Below are 22,205 nucleotides of genomic sequence, written 5' to 3' on the forward strand. Positions count from 1 at the left end.
ACCGGAAAGGAATACCTGTGCCCATCACTGATAGGGAAATTCGTCAGGTCGTCGTCATCGGTGCCGGCCCGGCCGGTTCAATAGCGGCTGCCCTGCTCAAACGCCAGGGCCATGACGTGCTGATCATCGAGCGCCAGCTGTTTCCGCGCTTCTCCATCGGTGAGAGCCTGCTGTGCCATTGTCTGGACTTCGTCGAAGAGGCCGGGATGCTGGAGGCCGTGCAGGCCGCCGGTTTCCAGCCCAAGAATGGCGCAGCGTTCGCGCGGGGCGAGCAATACAGCGATTTCGACTTCGGCGATACGTTCAGCAACGGCAAGCCGACAACCTTTCAGGTGCAGCGCAGCGAGTTCGACAAACTGCTCGCCGATCAGGCTGCGCTGCAAGGCGTGGACATCCGCTACCAGGAAGAAATCGTCAGCGCCGACTTCGATGGCCCGCAGCCGGTTTTATGTGTAAAGCGCGAGGACGGCAGCGAATACAGCGTGCAGGCGGCCTTCGTACTCGACGCCAGCGGCTATGGCCGTGTGCTGCCGCGCTTGCTGGACCTGGAAGCGCCGTCGGGTTTTCCAGTGCGCCAGGCAGTGTTTACCCATATCGAAGACCGCATCGAAAGCCCGCCCTTCGACCGCCGCAAGATTCTCGTCAGCATCCATCCGCAGCACAGCGATGTGTGGTTCTGGTCGATTCCGTTCAGCGAAGGCCGCTGTTCGATAGGCGTGGTGGCCTCGGCTGAACGCTTCAAGGACAAGCCCGATGATCTGGATGCCTGCCTGCGCGCCTTCATCGATGAAACGCCGCAACTGGCCAGCGTGCTGAAAAACGCGGTCTGGGATACGCCAGCGAGGACCATCGGCGGCTACTCGGCCAACGTCAAGACCCTGCACGGCAAAGGCTTTGCGCTGCTGGGCAATGCGGCAGAATTCCTCGACCCGGTGTTTTCTTCGGGCGTGACCATCGCCATGCGTTCGGCGAGCATGGCGGCTGGCGTGCTGAGCCGGCAGTTGCAGGGCGAAAACGTGGACTGGGAAAGCGAGTTCGCTGTGCCGTTGAAACGTGGCGTCGACACCTTCAGGGCCTATGTCGAAGGCTGGTACGACGGTACGTTCCAGAGCGTGATTTTCTACCCCGGCAGCGCTCCGGATATCCGCCGGATGATCAGCTCGATTCTGGCCGGTTATGCCTGGGACGAACGCAATCCGTTTGTCAGCGAGCCCAAGCGCCGCCTGCGCACGCTTTCGGAAATCTGCGCGGACAGTGGCTCATGAATCGACCGTTCCTGAGTGACAGTTATGTCGAGGAAACCCGCTTCGGCCTGTGGTTTCTGCGCAGCAACATCTGGCAGTACCGCGTGCTGCGCGTGGCGATAGATGATTTGCGCAACCTGTTCGCCAGCCCGCCGCCGGTTGCGCCGGTGGTGCTCGACGCCGGTTGCGGGCAAGGCCGCTCGTTCCAGCATCTGAACAAGGTTTTTCAGCCATCCAGGCTCATCGGCGTCGACGCCGACCCGCACAGCCTCGACATGAGTGGCGAAGAGGCGCGGGCCAGAGGCATAGACGTCGAACTGCTCGGCAGCGACTGCGCAGCCCTGCCAGTACCCGACGCCAGCGTCGATTTGCTGTTCTGCCATCAGACTTTCCACCATCTGGTCGAGCAGGAACAAGCGCTGGCCGAGTTTTATCGTGTACTCAAACCGGGCGGCTACCTGCTGTTTGCCGAGTCGACCGAGGCGTACATCGACACCTGGGTGATTCGCTGGCTGTTCCGCCACCCGATGCACGTTCAGAAAAGTGCGGCGCAGTACCTGCAGATGATCCGCGACCAGGGTTTCGAGTTCGATGCACAGAATGTTTCGTATCCGTACCTGTGGTGGAGCCGCGCCAGGGACTTCGGCCTGCTCGAAGCCTTGAAACTGCAAAAACCCAGGCCGTTCGGCCAACGGGAGGAAACGCTGGTCAATGTCGTGGCCCGCAAACCCTTGGAAGTTGGAGCATCATGATTCGCGTACTGTTTTTAGCCTTCCTGCTGCTCGGCGGCTGTGCGGCACAAGCCCCGCTGCCGACCAGCGCACCGACCATGCAATTGCCGATGCAACTGCACATCGAACGCCGACAGACCGATCAGCGTCAGGACTGGTTGCTGATCATCCAGCGTGAGAACGGCGGATTGCGCTGGTCGATGATGGACCCGCTGGGCATTCCCCAGGCGCGCCAGTTGCTGATCAACGGAAAATGGCAGGCCGATGGTTTGCTGCCGCCCAATCCGGAGGCCCGCGAGCTGTTCGCTGCGCTGATGTTCGCCATGACCCCGGACCTGGAGATGCATGGCCGCTACCCGACGGCTTACCGCCAGGGCATGCAGCGTCGTCTGGATGATCGCTGGCTGGTCGAATATCAGTCGGCCAATGCGTTCACTATCCGCCTCAAGGACGGGCTGAGCTACAAGGTCACACCGCTGAACAACGAGAGCCTGCCATGACTGCCTATCTCAATGCACTGGGCCTGATCTGCGCGCTGGGCGACAGCCGTGAAGAGGTGTCGCGCAGGCTGTTCGCCGGCGACAGCTCGGGCATGGTGTTCGAAAGCGGCTGGGTGCCGGAACGTGCATTGCCGGTCGGCGCGGTCAAATCCGCACTGCCGCCCATTCCGCCTGCCGTGCATTTGCATCGCAGCCGCAATAACCAGTTGCTGCTGGCCGCCGCTCTGCAGATCGAGGCTGACATCAGCCGAGCCATCGCGCGCTTCGGCGCCGGGCGGATTGGTGTGATCATCGGCACCAGCACCTCGGGTATCGATGAAGCGAGCGAGAGCATGGCCGTCTGGCTGCGTGACCGGATATTCCCCGACGATTACGATTATCGGCAACAGGAACTGGGCGCACCGGCGAATTTTCTCGCCGCCTGGCTGCAATTGAGCGGCCCGGCCTACGTCATATCGACAGCCTGCACCTCCAGCTCGCGGGCGTTGCTCAGTGCGCGACGGGCGCTGGACATGGGCCTGTGCGATGCCGTGCTGTGCGGCGGCGTCGACAGCCTGTGCAGGCTGACCCTGCAGGGGTTCTCGGCACTCGAGGCCATGTCGCCGCAGCTCTGCAACCCGTTCTCCAGCAACCGCAACGGGATCAATATCGGCGAGGCGGCCGCGCTGTTTCTGATGACTCGCGAAGCCGACAGCAGGCACTCGATTGCCCTGCTGGGCGCAGGTGCCAGCTGCGATGCTCACCATATCTCGGCCCCCGAACCCACCGGGCGTGGTGCACGCGATGCGATGTTGCAAGCGTTGCGCAACGCCCGGCTCGAGGCGGAGCAGATCGGTTATCTGAACCTGCATGGCACCGCCACGCAGCACAACGATGCGATGGAGAGCCTGGCCGTGCAGGGCGTATTTCCGAACGGCGTGCCCTGCTCTTCGACAAAACCACTCAGCGGCCACACCCTGGGAGCGGCCGGCGCGCTGGAAGCGGCGTTTTGCTGGCTGAGCCTGGCCCCGGAGAATACCGAGCAGGCCCTGCCCCCGCACCTGTGGGACGGCGAGGCCGATCCGCTCCTGCCTGCGCTGCAGTGGACACACCCAGGCTCGCGCCTGACACCTGATAACGCTCGTTACATGATGAGCAATTCGTTTGCCTTCGGTGGCAACAACATCAGCCTGATTATCGGAGATGCCCCATGACCGAGTGGCCGCTCGCCGAACTTATCCCCCATGCCGGCGACATGATTCTCATCGATCAGGTGCTGAGCTTTGACGAAGAACAGATTCGAACCCGCCTGACCGTGCGCGCCGACGGCCTGTTCAATCAAGCGGACGGCAGCCTGCCGGCATGGCTCGGCATAGAACTGATGGCGCAGAGCGTCGCGGCCTATGCCGGTTGCAAGGCACGCAACGAGGGCGAAGCAGTCAAGCTGGGTTTTCTGCTTGGCAGCCGCAAGTTCGACTGCAACGTGGCGCGCTTCCCGCTGGGCAGTGAACTGCACATCCACGCCGTGCGCTCGCTGCAGGACGACAACGGCATGGGCATGTTCGAATGCACCCTCACCGGACCGGGTATCGAGGCTTTTGCCCGACTCAATGTATATTGCCCGCCCAACACTGCTGACTACCTGGCTGAAGGAGCCCCGGCATGACTGAATCGATACTGGTCACCGGCTCCAGCCGTGGCATCGGCCGCGCCATCGCCCTGCGTCTGGCGCAGGCCGGATACGACCTGATCCTGCATTGCCGCACCGGCCGCAGCGAAGCCGAAGCCGTACAGGCCGAAGTCGTTGCGCTGGGCCGTCAGGCACGCGTGCTGCAATTCGATGTCTCGGACCGAGCCGCCTGCAAGGCAATTCTGGAAGAAGACGTGGAGACGCACGGCGCCTATTACGGCGTGGTACTCAACGCCGGGCTGACCCGCGACGGCGCTTTTCCGGCGCTCAGCGACGATGACTGGGATCAGGTGCTGCGCACCAACCTGGACGGCTTCTATAACGTGCTGCACCCGTTGACGATGCCGATGATTCGCCGTCGTGCAGCAGGGCGCATCGTCTGCATCACCTCGGTTTCCGGGCTGATCGGCAATCGCGGCCAGGTCAATTACAGCGCGTCCAAGGCAGGGCTGATCGGTGCCGCCAAGGCGCTGGCCATCGAACTGGGCAAGCGCAGGATCACCGTCAACTGCGTCGCGCCGGGCCTGATCGATACGGCCATGCTCGACGAGAACGTGCCGGTGGAAGAACTGATGAAAATGATTCCGGCACAGCGCATGGGCACGCCCGAGGAAGTGGCAGGTGCGGTGAATTTTCTGATGTCGGCCGAAGCGAGCTATATCACTCGTCAGGTTCTGGCCGTCAACGGGGGACTGTGCTGATGAAGCGTGTGGTAGTGACCGGGATGTCCGGCATCACCTCAGTGGGCAGCGACTGGCCGACGATCGATGCCAGCTTCACGGCCAATCGCAGCGGCATTCGCCGGATGGACGAGTGGAATCGTTTTGCCGAGCTCAATACCCGCCTGGCTGGCCCCATCGACGATTTCGCCGTGCCGGGGCACTGGACACGCAAGCAACTGCGCAGCATGGGCCGCGTGTCACGTCTGGCCGTGGCGGCGGCGGAGCAGGCCCTGATCGACGCAGGGCTGCTGAATGACCCGATCATCCGCGATGGGCGCATGGGTACGGCCTGCGGCTCGTCCACCGGCAGCACCGACGAGATCAAAGCCTTCGGCAACATGCTGATCAACTCGGTGGCCGTGGGCCTGAACGCCAACTCCTACGTGCGGATGATGCCGCACACCACCGCCGCCAACATCAGCATCTTCTTCGGCCTGACCGGACGCCTGATTCCGACTTCAAGCGCCTGCACCAGTGGCAGTCAGGGCATCGGCTATGCCTACGAGGCGATCAAGTTCGGCCGTCTGCCGCTGATGCTGGCGGGCGGCGCCGAAGAGCTGTGCCCGACCGAGGCCATGGTCTTCGACGCGCTGTACGCCACCAGCCTAAAGAATGACGCGCCACACACCACACCACGCCCCTACGACAGCGCACGCGACGGTCTGGTAATCGGTGAAGGCGGCGGCATGCTGGTGCTTGAAGAGCTGGAACATGCCCAGGCACGCGGCGCGCATATCTACGCCGAAATCGTCGGCTTCGGCAGCAACGCCGACGGCGCCCACAGTACTCGCCCCGAGCAGGCCACCATGCGCCGCGCGATGGAACTGGCCCTCGAAGACGCCAGCCTGCCGCCCGACGCCATCGGTTACGTCAACGGTCACGGCACCGCCACAGAACAAGGCGACATCGCCGAGACCCTGGCCACCAGCAGCCTGTTCGGCCCACGCATGCCGCTCAGCTCGCAGAAAAGCTTCCTCGGTCATACCCTGGGGGCGTGCGGCGCACTGGAGTCATGGTTCAGCATCGAAATGCTCAACAGCGACCGCTATATCCATACGCTGAACCTGGTCGATATCGATTCACAGTGTGGCGAACTGGACTACATCGTCGGCGAACCAAGACACATGAGCAACGAATACGTGATGAACAACAACTTCGCGTTCGGCGGCGTGAACACCTCGCTGATCTTCAGGCGTTGGGGATGAGCAGCGCTCTCCCGAGCACCTGTCTTTCCTCACGATCCAGCCCACACACCTATCGTTCCCACGCTCCAGCGTGGGAACGCCGTTCTGGACGCTCCGCGTCCGATTTTTACGTATCAACATGCCTATAAGATCCCGCTTCTGACCGGAGGGCGTGGGAGTTTCAGGAGGTTACAACGGGCTGCGAAGTAGCCCGGTCGTGCCTGATGTTCCGTATACATCAGTCTTGCTGCCGGTTCCCGGCAGATCGCGAACAAGTTCGCTCCTACGGCCTGCGGCCAGAACCAAAAGCAGAACCTCAACTATCGTGCGACGCTCCGCGTCGCATGCCGTTCTGGACGCTCTGCGTCCTATCATCAGCGCCTTTGAATCACCCGACGTTACGCGTCAACAGCTCGGTGAACGCCTTGGCCATGGGCGATTGTTCGTCCTTGCGTTGCACCAGCCACACGGCGCTGGTTGCACCGGGGTCGAGGACGTTGCGGTAGACCACGCCGTCGATGCGCATTCGCCGGTAGGACGCAGGCAGTACGGTGACGCCCAAGCCTGCTGCAACCAGGCCGATGATGGTCATCACTTCGCCCGCTTCCTGGGTGATCAGAGGGCTGAACCCTGCGGCACGCGCCAGGCTCAGGACTTGCGCGTAGATGCCGCTGCCGTAGGTGCGCGGGAAGAACACAAACGGCTCCGTAGCCAGCGCCGCCATGTAGATCCCCTCCTCGCTTTCTGCCGCCAGCGGATGGTCGGCACGCATGATCGCCACCAGTGGTTCGTTCAGCAGTTCGAACACCACCAGTGAATCGGGCAATGCCAGCGGGCGCATGATGCCGACCTGAATGGTCTTGTCCTCAAGACCTGCCGCCACTTCCTGACTGGTGATTTCGGTCAGGGTCAGGTGTACGTCCGGGTAGGCCTGACGGAAGGCAAAAATCGCCTGCGGGATGCTCGACGTAAACGGCGCAGACGAGGTGAAGCCGATCTTCAATTCGCCGATCTCACCCAGTTGCGCGCGCCGCGCCACATCGGTGGCCTTGTCGACCTGCGCCAGCACCAGCCGTGCTTCCTCGAGAAACAGCCGCCCGGATTCGCTCAACTCGACGCGCCGGTTGGTGCGCTCGAAAAGACGCGTGCCCAGTTCCTGCTCCAGAGTCTGAATCTGCTGACTGAGCGGTGGCTGAGAAATCCCCAGCGCCTGCGCTGCACGGCCAAAATGCAGCTCTTCGGCTACCGCGATGAAGTAACGCAGATGGCGCAATTCCATGCGGCCTCCATTAAGTCGTTTTACCTATCAAACAGGTCGAACAATATATTGGATGGAATGATTAGCGAGCTATATGATTTTTTCATTGCCTGCTCAATCGTGCCCTGAGGTCCTTGTGAACCCTGCCGTTGCCCCGCCCGCCCCTGACTTGAATACCTCACCCGTGCAGTCGTCGACACTGCCCGGCGATACCTACATCGAAAAGAACACGCCACTTTTCAAACGCACGGCACTGGCGCTGTTCGCTGGCGGGTTTTCGACCTTTACCCTGCTGTACTGCGTTCAGCCGATGATGCCGACGCTGTCCAGCGAGTTCTCCCTGACTGCGGCACAAAGCAGCCTGATCCTGTCGGTAGCCACGGCAATGCTCGCCATCGGTCTGCTGATCACCGGGCCGATATCCGACCGGTTGGGTCGCAAGCCGGTAATGGTCATGGCGCTGTTCTGCGCCTCGCTGTTCACCATTGCCAGCGCCCTGATGCCCAGCTGGGAGGGCGTACTGATAACCCGCGCCCTGGTAGGCCTGTCGCTGAGCGGCCTGGCGGCAGTGGCGATGACTTACTTGAGCGAGGAGATCCACCCCACGCATCTGGGCCTGGCAATGGGGCTGTATATAGGCGGTAGCGCTGTCGGCGGCATGAGCGGAAGGCTGATCGTCGGGGTGATGATCGACTACGTCAGCTGGCATGCGGCGATGCTGGTGGTCGGCGGACTGGCGCTGATCGCCGCAGCAGTGTTCTGGGGGATCCTGCCGGCGTCACGCAACTTCCGCCCGCGCTCGCTGCACCCTCGTAGTCTGATCGACGGGTTTGTGGTGCAGTTCCGCGATGCTGGCCTGCCGCTGCTGTTTCTGACCGGCTTTTTGCTGATGGGCGCTTTCGTCACGCTGTTCAACTACATCGCCTACCGCTTTCTGAGTGCACCCTACAACCTGAGCCAGGCCGTGGTCGGCGTGTTTTCCGTGGTGTACCTGTCGGGCATCTACAGCTCGGCAAAGATCGGCTCGCTGGCTGACCGCCTCGGCCGTCGACAAGTGCTGTGGGCCGTCATCGTGATGATGCTGGCCGGCCTGCTGCTGACCCTGTTCACCCCGCTGCCGCTGGTGATCGTCGGCGTACTGATCTTCACCTTCGGCTTCTTCGGCGCGCATTCGGTGGCCAGCAGCTGGGTGGGACGCAGGGCCACCACCGCCAAAGGTCAGGCCGCGTCCCTCTACCTGTTCTGTTACTACGCAGGCTCGAGCGTGGCCGGAACCGGCGGCGGCGTGTTCTGGCACTACGCGGGCTGGAACGGTATCGGGCTGTTTATCGGCGTGTTGCTGCTCATCGCCCTCGGGGTAGCGTTGCGGCTGGCAAGGTTGCAGCCGCTGGGGGCGAAGGTTTAGTCACCTGGCAGACGCTGGCTGATGAGCAGGGACGCAATGTGTCCTGCCATCGGCCATTCACCCCTCCCAAGAAAATTATTTTCATATATTTGTTTATATTTCATTTTCGTGTAATTTATTTTCATCACGAAAACAGAGATAAAAACAATGAATACCTGTGATCGCCCTGAAACGCCGCTGCTTCACCTTATTGCGTCATCCCTGCCGAGTACTCCCGAGTCGCCTTCAGGCTGACGGCTTCAGCCGTTGGTGTTGCGCGCTCGCCTACCCACTTTGCAAGGAACCGTCGCTATGTCGCCGTCACCCGGTATTTCGCTATTGGTCTACGCCGTTGTCGCCATCATCGCCTTGATCGTGCTGATCGCGCGTTATCGCCTTAATCCGTTCATCGTCATTACGCTCGTTTCGGTCGCTCTGGCACTGGTCGCTGGAATGCCGGCCAGTGGCGTGGTCGCCTCTTATGAGGCGGGGGTTGGCAAAACGCTGGGGCACATCGCGCTGGTCGTGGCGCTGGGCACCATGCTGGGCAAGATGATGGCTGAGTCTGGCGGTGCCGAGCAGGTGGCGCGCACCCTGATCGACCGCTTTGGCGAACGTAACGCCCACTGGGCCATGGTCTGCATTGCGTTTCTGGTGGGTTTACCATTGTTCTTCGAAGTCGGCTTCGTTCTGCTGGTGCCGATTGCCTTCACCGTGGCCCGGCGTGTCGGGGTGTCGATTCTGATGGTCGGCCTGCCGATGGTCGCCGGTCTGTCGGTGGTGCATGCGCTGGTGCCGCCGCACCCTGCTGCGATGCTTGCGGTGCAGGCGTATCAGGCGTCAGTAGGACAAACGCTGTTCTACGCCATCCTGATCGGCATCCCTACGGCGATCATCGCCGGTCCGGTGTATGCCAAATTCATTGTCCCGCACATCCACCTGCCAGCTGAAAACCCGCTGGCCAGGCAGTTTCTCGACCGCGAACCACGCCAGAAGCTGCCCAGCTTCGGCCTGACCATGGCAACGATTCTGCTGCCGGTGGTGCTGATGCTGCTGGGTGGCTGGGCCAACCTGATCAGCACACCGGGCAGCGCGTTCAACAGCTTTCTGCTGTTCATCGGCAACTCGGTGATTGCCTTGCTGCTGGCCACCCTGCTGAGTTTCTGGACACTGGGCATCGCGCAGGGCTTCAACCGCGACTCGATCCTGAAATTCACCAACGAGTGCCTGGCACCGACCGCGGGCATCACGTTGCTGGTAGGTGCCGGCGGCGGTTTGAACCGCATTCTGATCGACAGCGGCGTGACTAATCAGATCGTCGGCCTGGCGCAGGACTTTCACCTGTCACCCCTGCTGATGGGCTGGTTGTTCGCGGCACTGATGCGGGTTGCGACCGGCTCGGCGACGGTGGCGATGACCACGGCATCGGGCATCGTTGCGCCTGTCGCGCTTGGGCTGGGTTACCCGCACCCCGAATTGCTGGTGCTGGCGACGGGCGCAGGCTCGGTGATCTTTTCCCACGTCAACGACGGTGGATTCTGGCTTATCAAGGAGTATTTCAACATGACCGTCGCGCAAACGTTCAAGACCTGGACGGTATTGGAGACGCTGATTTCCGTCGTCGCTTTCGCCCTGACGCTGGGCCTGGCGCAGGTGATTTGAGTGGACATTCTGTACCAGATACGTGCCCGTCAGGATTCCCTCAGCGCGGGAGAAGGGCGAATCGCCAGGCTGTTGCTCAGCGATATCGCCTTCGCGGCCAGTGCCAGCCTGGACGAGCTGGCCAGCCGCGCCGAGGTCAGCAGTGCGACGCTGTCACGCTTCGCGCGCAGCATCGGTTGTCGGGATCTGCGCGACTTGCGCCTGCAACTGGCCCAGGCCAGCGGCGTCGGCAGCCGTTTTCTGCATCCCGAACCAGCGCCGGAGCAATCGGCGTTTTTCACCCGGATTGTCGACGACATCGAAGCCACCCTGCGCCAGCACCTGGCCGGCTTTGATGCAACGCGCTTTGCCGCCGCCATCGCCTGTGTCGCCGACGCACGCATGATTCACACATTCGGCATGGGCGGTTGCTCCAGCCTGTGCAGTGAGGAACTGCAAACCCGTCTGGTGCGCTTGGGTTACCCGGTAGCGGCCTGTCGCGACCCGGTGATGATGCGCATGATCGCTGCCACGCTTGGCCCGCAACACAGCCTGATTGTCTGCTCGCTCAGCGGACGCACACCGGAACTGCTCGACGCCGTGACCCTGGCCCGCAGCTACGGCGCCCGCGTGCTGGCAATCACCCTGCCTGACTCGCCGCTGGCACAGCTGGCCGAGGTCGTGCTGCCGCTGCAGATTGCTGAAACCAATTTCATCTACAAACCCACTGCAGCGCGTTACGGCATGCTGCTGACCATCGATGTGCTGGCCACTGAACTGGCGCTGTCGAGCCCTGAAGACAATCAGGAGCGGCTGCGCCGGATCAAGCTTGCGCTGGATGAATACCGTGGCGGCGAAGATGGCCTGCCGCTGGGAGACTGAACCATGCTTTATGACCTGATCATTCGCGACGCACTGGTCATCGACGGCAGTGACACACCCGGAGTGCGCGCCGATGTGGCGATCAGCGAGGGACGCATCCAGCGCATCGGCAGTCTTGGCGATGCCAGTGCCCGGGAAGAAATCGATGCGGCCGGTCGCGTGCTGGCCCCGGGGTTTATCGATGTGCACACCCACGACGATACGGTGGTCATCCGCAAACCCGAGATGCTGCCGAAAATCAGCCAGGGCGTGACGACCGTCATCGTCGGCAACTGCGGGATCAGCGCGTCACCGGTCTCGCTGAGCGGCAATCCGCCCGACCCGATGAACCTGCTGGGCGACGCGGCGGCGTTCGTCTACCCACGTTTCAGCGACTACCGCGCGGCGGTTGAAAACGCCCGGCCCGCCGTGAACGTGGCGGCCCTGATCGGCCACACGGCATTGCGCAGCAACCATATGGATGACTTGTTGCGCAGCGCCAGCCCGGAAGAAATTGCCGCGATGCGCGAGCAGTTGCGTGACAGCCTGGAAGCAGGCGCGCTGGGGTTGTCGACCGGCCTCGCCTACGCCTCGGCGTTCTCGGCCGAAACCAGCGAGGTCAAGCAACTGGCTGAAGAGCTCAGCGCGTTCGGCGCGATCTATACCACCCACCTGCGCAGCGAATTCGAGCCGGTGCTCGAGGCCATGGCAGAAGCATTCGATATAGGCCGCCATGCGCGCTCACCGGTCATCATCTCGCACATGAAATGCGCGGGTGCGGGCAACTGGGGACGCAGCCCGCAACTGCTGGCGGCACTGGAAAAAGCCGCGCAGGACCATCCGGTAGGCTGCGACTGCTATCCCTATGCGGCCAGCTCTTCGACGCTGGACCTTAAACAGGTCACAGACGCGTTCCGCATTACCATTACCTGGTCTACCCCGCACCCGAATCAGGGCGGCAGGGATCTGCAGGAGATTGCCGCCGACTGGGGGCTGTCATTACTCGACGCCGCACGCAAGTTGCAGCCTGCCGGCGCGGTGTACTACGGCATGGATGAGGGCGACGTCGAACGCATCATGTCTCACCCGCTCACGATGATCGGCTCCGATGGCCTTCCGGAAGACCCGTTTCCACACCCGCGCTTGTGGGGTGCGTTCCCAAGGGTGCTCGGGCATTTCAGCCGGGACAAGGGGTTGTTTGCACTGCACACCGCCGTACACAAAATGACCGGGCTGTCGGCCTCGCGCTTCGCCTTGCACGAGCGCGGCCTCATTCGCGAGGGTTACTGGGCGGATCTGGTGCTGTTCAACCCGCAAACCGTTCGCGACGTCGCGGATTTCAAAGACCCTCAGCGAGCGGCGCAGGGCATCGACGGTGTCTGGGTCAACGGCCGCTTGAGCTACGCCGAAGGCGAGCCACAAGGCGAGCGACAGGGCCGATTCCTGCCGCGCAGCGGTTCGCTGCGGGAAGGCTTTGCGGATGCAAAAGCGCCGACATAGTCGTCGGCGCTGGAATAAACCGATGCGTCTTGAGTTATCGACGCATCATTGCTTCGACAGTTACGCGTGATACTGCGCCGACAACTCGTGCACCGCGTTGATGAACGCACCGGCATTGGCCGGGTCGACTTCAGGGGTGATGCCGTGGCCAAGGTTGAAGACGTGGCCGGTGCCGCTGCCGTAGCTGGCAAGGATGCGTGCGACTTCCTGGCGGATGGCTTCCGGGCGCGCGTAAAGCACGGTCGGGTCCATGTTGCCTTGCAGCGAAACCTTGCTGCCGACACGCTGACGCGCTTCGCCGATGTCGCAGGTCCAGTCAAGCCCGAGGGTGTCTGCACCGATGTCGGCAATGCTTTCCAGCCACAGCCCGCCACCTTTGGTGAACACGATCACTGGCACCTTGCGCCCGTCGTTTTCGCGAATCAGGCCGTTGACGATCTTGCGCATGTAGGCCAGCGAGAACTCCTGGTACGCCGCCGAGGAGAGGCTGCCGCCCCAGCTGTCGAAAATCTGCACGGCCTGCGCCCCGGCCAGAATCTGGCCATTGAGGTAAGAGGTCACTGACTGCGCCAGCTTGTCGAGCAGCAGGTGCATGGCTTGCGGGTTGTCGTAGAGCATCGCCTTGGACTTGCGGAAGTCCTTCGACGAGCCGCCCTCGACCATATAGGTCGCCAGCGTCCAGGGGCTGCCGGCGAAACCGATCAGCGGTACACGACCGTTGAGTTCGCGGCGAATGGTGCTGACCGCGTCCATCACGTAGCCCAGATCCTGCTGTGCATCAGGGATCGGCAACGCTTCGATGTCGGCCAGCGTACTGACGGTTTTCTTGAAACGCGGGCCTTCGCCGGTTTCGAAGTACAGACCCTGGCCCATTGCATCGGGGATGGTCAGGATGTCGGAGAACAGAATCGCCGCATCCAGCGGATAGCGATCCAGCGGCTGCAGGGTGACTTCACAGGCGAACTGCGGGTTCTTGCACAGGCTCATGAAATCCCCTGCACTGGCACGGCTGGCGCGATACTCGGGCAGGTAGCGGCCTGCCTGACGCATCATCCATACCGGCGTGACGTCTACGGGTTGCTTGAGCAAAGCGCGAAGGAAACGGTCGTTCTTCAGGGCAGTCATGTCGGCATCCGCAATAAAAGTGCCGGCATTTTCTCAGAGCCCGACGCAAAAGGCACGGCGAGAGCCGTGCCTTTTGTCTATCGAGGCGATTTGTGGTGGTAATACGCTGCAACGGATCGTGTCGCTACGCCACCTGAACTTTCTTTTTGCGGGTGTCCTTGATCTCCAAAGCCTCTTGATGGCGCCCTTCTCGCCCGGTTCGAGTATCAAGCGCCATTTGCCCCGCCCTGTTGAATCAGGAGGATGCAGCGCATCGGGATTGACTTCGATGACCGCGTTAAGCTCCGGCCCCTTGTTGTTCAGGGTAAGCAGTGAGAGGAGGAATGTCAGAGACATTGGCACAGTGCATACGAAGGGTAGACGCATGTTGCCAGAGCGCGCCTCAGTAACGGCGCGCTCTGGCAACACTAGGCTCAGACGCCCAGGTAATCCAGAATCCCTTCAGCCGCATTGCGGCCTTCGAAGATCGCAGTCACCACCAGGTCGGAGCCGCGCACCATGTCGCCACCGGCGAAGATTTTCGGGTTGCTGGTCTGGTGCTTGTACTGCGCCTGCTCCGGGGCCACGACACGGCCCTGGCTGTCGGTGCTGATCGTGAACTGCTCGAACCAGGGCGCCGGGCTCGGGCGGAAGCCGAAGGCGATGACCACGGCTTCTGCCGGGATGATCTCTTCGGAGCCCGGAATCGGTTCGGGACTGCGACGACCACGGGCATCCGGTTCGCCCAGGCGTGTCTCGACCACTTTCACGCCTTCAACCTTGCCCTCGCCGATGATGGCGATAGGCTGACGGTTGTAGAGGAACTTCACGCCTTCTTCCTTGGCGTTTTTCACTTCCTTGCGCGAACCCGGCATGTTTTCTTCGTCGCGACGGTAGGCGCAGGTCACTGACTTGGCGCCCTGGCGGATCGAGGTGCGGTTGCAGTCCATCGCCGTGTCGCCACCGCCCAGAACCACAACCCGCTTGCCTTTCATGTCGACAAAGTCTTCCGGCGCCTTTTCAAAGCCCAGGTTGCGATTGACGTTGGCGATCAGGAAGTCGAGCGCGTCGTGCACGCCCGGCAGATCCTCACCGGGGAAACCGCCTTTCATGTAGGTGTAGGTGCCCATGCCCATGAACACGGCATCGTATTCTTCGAGCAGTTGATCGATGGTGACATCCTTGCCGACTTCGGTGTTGAGACGGAATTCGATGCCCATGCCGGTGAACACTTCACGGCGATGGCTCAGCACGGATTTCTCCAGCTTGAATTCCGGGATGCCGAAGGTCAGCAGACCGCCGATTTCCGGGTTCTTGTCGAACACCACCGGGGTCACGCCGCCACGCACCAGCACGTCGGCACAGCCCAGGCCCGCAGGCCCTGCGCCGATGATCGCGACGCGCTTGCCGGTCGGCACGACTTTGGACATGTCCGGACGCCAGCCCATGGCGAAGGCGGTATCAGTGATGTACTTCTCGACCGAACCGATGGTTACCGCACCGAAGCCGTCGTTCAGTGTGCAGGCACCTTCACACAGGCGATCCTGCGGGCACACGCGGCCGCAGACTTCCGGCAGGGTGTTGGTCTGGTGCGACAATTCCGCAGCCGCAAGGATATTGCCCTCGGCGACCAGCTTGAGCCAGTTGGGAATGAAGTTGTGCACCGGGCACTTCCATTCGCAATACGGGTTGCCGCAGCCCAGGCAGCGGTGTGCCTGATCGGCAGACTGCTGTGGCTTGAAAGGCTCGTAGATTTCCACGAACTCTTTCTTGCGTTGACGCAGCAGTTTCTTCTTCGGGTCTTTACGTCCGACGTCGATGAACTGGAAGTCGTTACTGAGACGTTCAGCCATTCTCTGGAGCCTCTTTGCAGCAGCTTCAGGTTACAAGCCTGAAGCTGCGGGAATCATGATCGCAGGCAATTGGCGCACTGCTGTTAACGTGCGGCGTGATGCTTGCCGCTCGCAGCTGCTGTTATTGCGGATTGGCCCGTGTACTGGAGAGCAGCGATTTCAGGTTGGCAGCCTTGGGCTTGACCAGCCAGAAACGACGCAGGTAATCGTCCAGGTTTTCCGCGATATTGCGGCCCCATTCGCTGTCGGTTTCCGCGACGTATTCATTCAGGACACTTTGCAGGTGAGTGCGGTAAGCCTCCATCGATTCGCCGCTGATACGCTGGATCTCGACCAGTTCATGGTTGACGAGGTCAACGAAGGTGTTGTCCAGGTCGAGCACATAGGCGAAACCGCCGGTCATGCCGGAACCGAAGTTGTAGCCGGTCTTGCCCAGTACGCAGACGAAACCACCGGTCATGTATTCGCAGCAATGATCGCCAGTGCCTTCCACGACGGTGTGGGCCCCGGAGTTACGCACGGCGAAACGCTCGCCTGCCGTACCCGCCGCAAACAGCTTGCCGCCGGTTGCGCCGTACAGGCAGGTGTTGCCGATAATCGCGCTTTCGTTGGTCTTGAACGGGCTGCCCTTGGGCGGCACGATTACCAGCTTGCCAGCGGTCATGCCCTTGCCGACGTAGTCGTTGGCATCGCCTTCCAGGTACATGTGCAGGCCACCGGCGTTCCACACCCCGAAGCTCTGACCGGCAGTGCCCTTGAAGCGGAAGGTGACAGGTGCCTTGTTCATGCCCTGGTTGCCATGCAATCTGGCGATTTCGCCGGAGATGCGCGCGCCGATCGAACGGTCGCAGTTGCAGATATCCAGTTCGTAGTCGCCGCCGCTGAGCGACTCGATGGCCGGCTTGGCCATTTCTACCATCTTCTCGGCCAGCAGGCCCTTGTCGAACGGTGGGTTGCGATCCACCAGGCTGAACTGAGGCTTGTCGGCCGGGATGTGGTCGCTGCCCAGCAACGGTGTCAGGTCCAGATGCTGCTGCTTCTCGGTTTCGCCCGGCAGGATGTCCAGCAGGTCGGTACGACCGATCAGCTCTTCCAGCGAGCGAACACCCAGCTTGGCCAGCCACTCACGGGTTTCTTCTGCCACGTAGGTGAAGAAGTTGATCACCATGTCGACGGTGCCGATGTAGTGGTCCTTGCGCAGCTTTTCATTCTGGGTCGCTACGCCGGTGGCGCAGTTGTTCAGGTGGCAGATACGCAGGTATTTGCAGCCCAGCGCGATCATCGGCGCGGTGCCGAAGCCGAAGCTTTCGGCCCCGAGGATGGCGGCCTTGATCACGTCCAGGCCGGTTTTCAGACCACCATCGGTCTGTACCCGGACCTTGCCGCGCAGGTCGTTGCCACGCAGGGTCTGGTGAGTTTCGGCCAGCCCCAGCTCCCACGGCGCGCCGGCGTATTTGATCGAGGTCAGCGGCGATGCACCGGTGCCACCGTCGTAACCGGAAATGGTGATCAGGTCGGCGTAGGCCTTGGCGACACCGGCGGCAATGGTGCCGACGCCCGCTTCTGCCACCAGTTTGACCGAGACCAGCGCCGCCGGGTTGACCTGCTTCAGGTCAAAAATCAGCTGCGACAAGTCTTCGATGGAATAGATGTCGTGGTGCGGAGGCGGCGAAATCAGCGTCACGCCCGGTACCGCATAACGCAGCTTGGCGATCAGGCCATTGACCTTGCCGCCCGGCAGTTGCCCGCCCTCGCCCGGTTTGGCGCCCTGCGCGACCTTGATCTGCAGCACATCGGCATTGACCAGATACTCTGGCGTCACGCCAAAGCGACCCGTCGCAATCTGCTTGATCTTGGAACTGCGCACCGTGCCGTAACGGGCAGGGTCTTCGCCCCCCTCACCGGAGTTGGAGCGCGCGCCCAGACGGTTCATCGCCTCGGCCAGCGCTTCGTGGGCCTCGGGCGACAAGGCACCCAGAGAAATACCGGCCGAGTCGAAGCGCTTGAGGATTTCGCTCAGCGGCTCGATTTCGTCAATGTTCAGCGGCTGATCGATTGTCCTGACCTGCAGCAGGTCGCGAATCATCGACACCGGGCGCTGATCCACCAGCGAGGTGTATTCCTTGAACTTGCTGTAGTCGCCCTGCTGCACGGCAGCCTGCAGGGTGCTGACCACGTCCGGGTTGTAGGCGTGGTACTCGCCACCAAACACGAACTTGAGCAGGCCGCCTTGCTGGATCGGCTTGCGCGGGCTCCAGGCTTCGGCAGCCAGCGCCTTCTGTTCGGCTTCGATGTCGACGAAGCGCGCGCCCTTCAGACGGCTCGGTACACCGCGGAAGCTGATGTCACAGACTTCCTCGGACAGACCGATGGCTTCGAACAGTTGCGCGCCACGGTAGGACGCAACGGTCGAGATGCCCATCTTCGACAGGATCTTGAGCAGGCCCTTGGTAATGCCTTTGCGGTAGTTCTTGAAGACTTCATACAGATCGCCCAGCACTTCGCCGGTACGGATCAGGTCGCCCAGCACTTCGTAGGCCAGGAACGGATAGACCGCCGAGGCACCGAAGCCGATCAGCACGGCGAAATGGTGCGGGTCACGCGCCGTCGCGGTTTCGACCAGAATGTTGCTGTCGCAGCGCAGACCCCGTTCGGTCAGACGGTGGTGAACCGCGCCGACCGCCAGCGAGGCGTGCACCGGCAGTTTGCCCGGCGCAATGTGTCGGTCGCTCAGCACGATCAGCGTATGACCGGCACGCACGGCCTCTTCGGCCTGATCGGCAACGCTGCGTACAGCGGCTTCAAGGCCCAGGCTTTCATCGTAGTTCAGGTCGATGATATGGCGTTCGAACCCTGGACGCTCCAGGTTCATCAGCGAACGCCATTTGGCTGGCGAAATGACCGGCGAGCTGAGGATCACGCGCGAGGCGTGCTCCGGCGACTCCTGGAAAATATTGCGCTCGGCACCGAGGCAGATTTCCAGCGACATGACGATGGCTTCGCGCAGCGGGTCGATCGGCGGGTTGGTGACCTGCGCAAACTGCTGGCGGAAGTAATCGTAAGGCGAACGAACACGACGCGACAGCACGGCCATTGGCGTGTCATCACCCATCGAGCCTACGGCTTCCTGACCCTGCTCGCCGAGCGGACGCAGCACCTGATCACGCTCTTCGAACGTGACCTGATACATCTTCATGTACTGCTTGAGCTGCTCGCTGTCGTAAAAAGCCGAACCGTGGTCGTTGTCTTCCATGGTGGCCTGAATGCGCAGGGCATTCTTGCGCAGCCATTGCTTGTACGGATGACGCGACTTGAGGCGGTTGTCGATGGCATCGGTGTCGAGGATCTGGCCGGTTTCGGTGTCCACGGCAAAGATCTGCCCCGGACCGACACGGCCCTTGGCGATGACATCTTCAGGCTTGTAGTCCCACACGCCGATTTCCGACGCCAGGGTGATGTAGCCGTTCTTGGTGGTAACCCAGCGCGCCGGGCGCAGGCCGTTGCGGTCAAGCAGGCAGACCGCATGGCGACCTTCGGTCATGACCACGCCCGCAGGGCCGTCCCACGGCTCCATGTGCATGGAGTTGTACTCATAGAACGCCCGCAGATCCGGGTCCATGGTCTCGACGTTCTGCCACGCAGGCGGAATGATCATGCGCACGCCACGGAACAGGTCGATGCCGCCGGTGACCATCAGCTCGAGCATGTTGTCCATGCTCGATGAGTCAGAACCCACGCGGTTGACCAGCGGGCCCAGCTCGTCCAGGTCCATCAGATCGTTGGTGAACTTCGTGCGCCGCGCCTGTGCCCAGTTGCGGTTGCCGGTGATGGTGTTGATCTCGCCGTTGTGGGCGAGGAAACGGAACGGCTGCGCCAGCGGCCATTTCGGCAGGGTATTGGTGGAAAAGCGCTGGTGGAACACACAGATGGCGGTCTGCAGACGCTCGTCGCTCAGGTCCGGGAAGAAGGCCGTGAGGTCGGCCGGCATCATCAGGCCTTTATAAATGATGGTCTTGTGCGAAAAACTGCAGATGTAGTGATCGGTATCTGCGGCGTTGGACACCGACGAGCGGCGACGCGCACTGAACAGTTTGATGGCGAATTCCTGATCGCTCAGGCCCTCACCGCCAATGAATACCTGCTCGATTTTCGGCAGGCGCTCCAGCGCCAGACGACCCAGAACGCTGGTATCGATCGGCACCTGACGCCAGCCGACCAGATCCAGGCCTTCGGCGAGGATTTCGCGGTTCATGTTTTCGCGTGCGGCATCGGCCTTGGCGTCGTCCTGATTGAGGAACACCATGCCCACAGCATATTGGCGGGGCAGATCGACACCGAAGTGTTCCTTGGCGATCGCACGCAGGAAGCCATCAGGCTTCTGAATCAACAGACCGCAACCGTCGCCGGTCTTGCCGTCGGCGTTGATACCGCCACGGTGGGTCATGCAGGTCAGGGCCTGAACGGCCGTCTGCAACAGGTGATGACTGGGCTCGCCCTGCATATGAGCGATCAGGCCGAAGCCGCAGTTATCCTTGAATTCATCTGGTTGGTACAGACCTGCTTTCATAGACACTTTCTCACCAGGCTGCCTCTATTTGAGGCAAATTTCCTTTTAATTCAACCAATTACCCGTCACGCCGAACGTGCGCCAGCTTCGGACAGGCAAAACGGAGGTCATTGTACACAGCGACACCAGAGCTCACAAATTTAACGACGATTGGTTGATAATCAATGTCGCAATTATGAAAGTTTTAAAACGGGTCGCTGTGCTAGTCAAAGTATTTCTTCGGGAATCTGACTGACGCGACGGGAGACTGCAAGGCGCTTGTAACGCAGACGCCGCAAGGCGCGGGCCGATAGGCCGCGCGTGCAGGCGGGTTAAGTCAGGTAGGTCGGCGAACGGCCCGGGTAGGGCCGCTGCGACTTCAACGAGTGGCGCCGAGCTCTTGTTGGACGCTGGCGACAGTACGAGGCCAAGGTTTACCAGCCTGAACCTTGGCTGGCAATACCTTGATGGCTGCCAGGGCGGCAGCGCGGTCAGGAAAGTTGCCATACGTCACAACGTACAGCGGCTTGCCCTGCAGGGTTTTCTTGAAATAACGATACTCGCCACCCTGCTCTGCAACATAGGCCTGAGCCGTCGCTTCGGAGCTGGTGCCGAGAATCTGCACCACGTAGTGGCCTGGTGCCTGGCTGCTGTACCAGCTACCGCCGGCGGCTGGTTTGGCGGCGGCCGCTGCCGGTTTTTCAGCCGGTTTGGCAGCCGGAGCCGGGGCTGGCTTGGCTGTGGCGACCTGAGTCTGCGCAGGCGCAGGCTTGGCGGCTGGCGCGGGCGCCGGGGTCGGTGCAGGGATGGACGAACGAGGCGTCTGCGCTGCGGCCTGACCTACCGGGACACCGGCTGGCGGCGCAGTCGTGGTCACGGTCGGCGGCTGTGCAGGCGAACCTGTCGGCACTGCGTCTTCGTCGGAATCACTGGACCCGGCGGCTTCAGCCAGAGGGCCGCGCATCACCGGCTGCGAGTTGCCATTCATCGGCAACGGCATCGGCTGGGAGTTGCCCGCGAACTCGATAGCCGGGCTACCGTTGTTCGATTGTTGAGCAGTTGGTTTGCCTTCACCCAGCGGCAGTTGCGCCTGAGCGGAAGCCGGGGCATTGGCGAGTGTACCCGTCTTGTCGCCGCGACCCGGGATCAGCACCGCTGCTGCCACGGCCACTATGACAACGGCACCCAAGGCCAATACGTGTTTTTTCGGCATTTTGAACCCCACACTTGGACGCTTGACCGCGGAACGACTCGCGATCATCGCCTCGATCATTGAATCGCGGGCTACCTGGTTGATTGCGCCAGGCCAGCCATCGGACTGTTCATGAATATCGGTGATCTGGTCGGCGGTAAACAACGCGATTCCCTGCCCTGCACCCTCCAGACGCTGAGCCAGATACTCCCGGGTTTCCTCTTCCGTATAGGGTTGCAGCTCGATGACGTGAAAGCGTTCGCCTTCGACATCGCCTTGGAGGTCGGCACACATCTGATCGAGACGATCGAGCAGTGATGGCTCTCCGAACAGGAATACATGCGGACGCCCTTCAGGCGTTCCCGCAGCAAGACCCAGCAACGCTTCGAGCGCCGAATCGCCAAGTTGTTCCGCATCGTCAACCAGCAAGTAGACTTCCTGGCCGGTCAGCCCGAGCTGCACGACCTGCGACAGGATCGACTGCATTTCAGCCTGCGCGACGCTCAGCGCCTGCGCGACCTGCTGCAGCACGCCCGCCGCATCGCCGGCACCGCGCGCAGAAATCACGACACTTTGTACCGACTGCTTGTTGGTGCTTGCCACCAGCGCCTGGCGCAGCAGGGTCTTGCCGCTGCCCTGCGGCCCGGTCACCGCCAGCAAAAGCTGACTGTAGCGCGCCAGGTGGTGAAGCTGACCCAGCACAGGCTTGCGTTGGGCAGGAAAGAATTTGAAGCCAGGTACCCGCGCAGCAAAGGGGTCATGACTCAACTGATAATGGCCGAGGAAGGCCTCGTCGGCATGCAAACTAGTCATGGG

16 protein-coding genes are annotated in these 22,205 nt (G+C 61.8%); 11 read left to right on the top strand and 5 right to left on the bottom strand.

The window, feature by feature from the left end:
* Positions 1-17 precede the first annotated feature (17 nt).
* The 7 genes from JOE33_RS11955 to JOE33_RS11985 are packed head-to-tail and all read left to right on the top strand — an operon-like array spanning position 18 to position 6,071.
* Entirely contained in the window at positions 18-1,265 is a 1,248-nt protein-coding gene (locus tag JOE33_RS11955) for an NAD(P)/FAD-dependent oxidoreductase (protein ID WP_010438820.1), read from the top strand.
* Complete coding sequence (locus JOE33_RS11960; protein ID WP_096124852.1) at positions 1,262-1,996, top strand: class I SAM-dependent methyltransferase; 735 nt, start codon at positions 1,262-1,264, stop codon at positions 1,994-1,996. The genes JOE33_RS11955 and JOE33_RS11960 overlap by 4 nt, the downstream gene beginning before the upstream one ends.
* Complete coding sequence (locus tag JOE33_RS11965) at positions 1,993-2,475, top strand: hypothetical protein (RefSeq protein WP_054992545.1); 483 nt, start codon at positions 1,993-1,995, stop codon at positions 2,473-2,475. The genes JOE33_RS11960 and JOE33_RS11965 overlap by 4 nt, the downstream gene beginning before the upstream one ends.
* Positions 2,472-3,668: a beta-ketoacyl-[acyl-carrier-protein] synthase family protein gene (locus JOE33_RS11970; protein WP_122578849.1), complete on the top strand. Its 1,197-nt coding sequence runs from the start codon at positions 2,472-2,474 to the stop codon at positions 3,666-3,668. Before JOE33_RS11965 ends, JOE33_RS11970 begins: the two co-directional genes overlap by 4 nt.
* On the top strand, positions 3,665-4,120 hold the full coding sequence (locus JOE33_RS11975; RefSeq protein ID WP_054992543.1) for a hotdog family protein: 456 nt from the start codon (positions 3,665-3,667) through the stop codon (positions 4,118-4,120). Before JOE33_RS11970 ends, JOE33_RS11975 begins: the two co-directional genes overlap by 4 nt.
* Complete coding sequence (gene fabG / locus JOE33_RS11980; protein ID WP_010438812.1) at positions 4,117-4,845, top strand: 3-oxoacyl-ACP reductase FabG; 729 nt, start codon at positions 4,117-4,119, stop codon at positions 4,843-4,845. Before JOE33_RS11975 ends, fabG begins: the two co-directional genes overlap by 4 nt.
* A complete protein-coding gene (locus JOE33_RS11985; protein ID WP_010438809.1) occupies positions 4,845-6,071 on the top strand; it encodes a beta-ketoacyl-ACP synthase in 1,227 nt (408 codons plus the stop codon). Before fabG ends, JOE33_RS11985 begins: the two co-directional genes overlap by 1 nt.
* 367 nt (positions 6,072-6,438) lie before the next feature.
* On the opposite strand, the gene JOE33_RS11990 is transcribed toward JOE33_RS11985, so the two are convergent.
* Positions 6,439-7,329: a LysR family transcriptional regulator gene (locus JOE33_RS11990; protein WP_010438806.1), complete on the bottom strand. Its 891-nt coding sequence runs from the start codon at positions 7,327-7,329 to the stop codon at positions 6,439-6,441.
* A gap of 115 nt (positions 7,330-7,444) precedes the next feature.
* On the opposite strand from JOE33_RS11990, the gene JOE33_RS11995 reads away from it, so the two are divergent.
* The 4 genes from JOE33_RS11995 to JOE33_RS12010 all read left to right on the top strand — a co-directional run bounded on the left by JOE33_RS11995 (position 7,445) and on the right by JOE33_RS12010 (position 12,694).
* Entirely contained in the window at positions 7,445-8,713 is a 1,269-nt protein-coding gene (locus JOE33_RS11995) for an MFS transporter (protein ID WP_187625012.1), read from the top strand.
* 291 nt (positions 8,714-9,004) lie between these two features.
* A complete protein-coding gene (locus JOE33_RS12000) occupies positions 9,005-10,354 on the top strand; it encodes a gluconate:H+ symporter (RefSeq protein ID WP_187625011.1) in 1,350 nt (449 codons plus the stop codon).
* Entirely contained in the window at positions 10,355-11,215 is an 861-nt protein-coding gene (locus JOE33_RS12005; protein WP_010438795.1) for a MurR/RpiR family transcriptional regulator, read from the top strand.
* 3 nt (positions 11,216-11,218) lie between these two features.
* Entirely contained in the window at positions 11,219-12,694 is a 1,476-nt protein-coding gene (locus JOE33_RS12010; protein ID WP_187625010.1) for a D-aminoacylase, read from the top strand.
* Positions 12,695-12,754: 60 nt separating this feature from the next.
* On the opposite strand, the gene hemE is transcribed toward JOE33_RS12010, so the two are convergent.
* The 4 genes from hemE to JOE33_RS12030 all read right to left on the bottom strand — a co-directional run bounded on the left by hemE (position 12,755) and on the right by JOE33_RS12030 (position 22,202).
* Entirely contained in the window at positions 12,755-13,819 is a 1,065-nt protein-coding gene (hemE, locus tag JOE33_RS12015; RefSeq protein ID WP_054992537.1) for a uroporphyrinogen decarboxylase, read from the bottom strand.
* Between the two features lie 413 nt (positions 13,820-14,232).
* Positions 14,233-15,651: an FAD-dependent oxidoreductase gene (locus JOE33_RS12020; protein WP_010438787.1), complete on the bottom strand. Its 1,419-nt coding sequence runs from the start codon at positions 15,649-15,651 to the stop codon at positions 14,233-14,235.
* A 121-nt stretch (positions 15,652-15,772) separates the two neighbouring features.
* The gene (gltB, locus tag JOE33_RS12025) at positions 15,773-20,218 is read right to left on the bottom strand and encodes a glutamate synthase large subunit (protein ID WP_032613288.1); all 4,446 of its coding nucleotides are present in this window, start codon (positions 20,216-20,218) and stop codon (positions 15,773-15,775) included.
* A 358-nt stretch (positions 20,219-20,576) separates the two neighbouring features.
* Entirely contained in the window at positions 20,577-22,202 is a 1,626-nt protein-coding gene (locus JOE33_RS12030) for an AAA family ATPase (protein WP_209924074.1), read from the bottom strand.
* Positions 22,203-22,205: the final 3 nt, after the last annotated feature.

The organism is Pseudomonas sp. PvP027 (assembly GCF_017833005.1).
GTDB classification, from domain to species: Bacteria; Pseudomonadota; Gammaproteobacteria; order Pseudomonadales; family Pseudomonadaceae; genus Aquipseudomonas; species Aquipseudomonas congelans.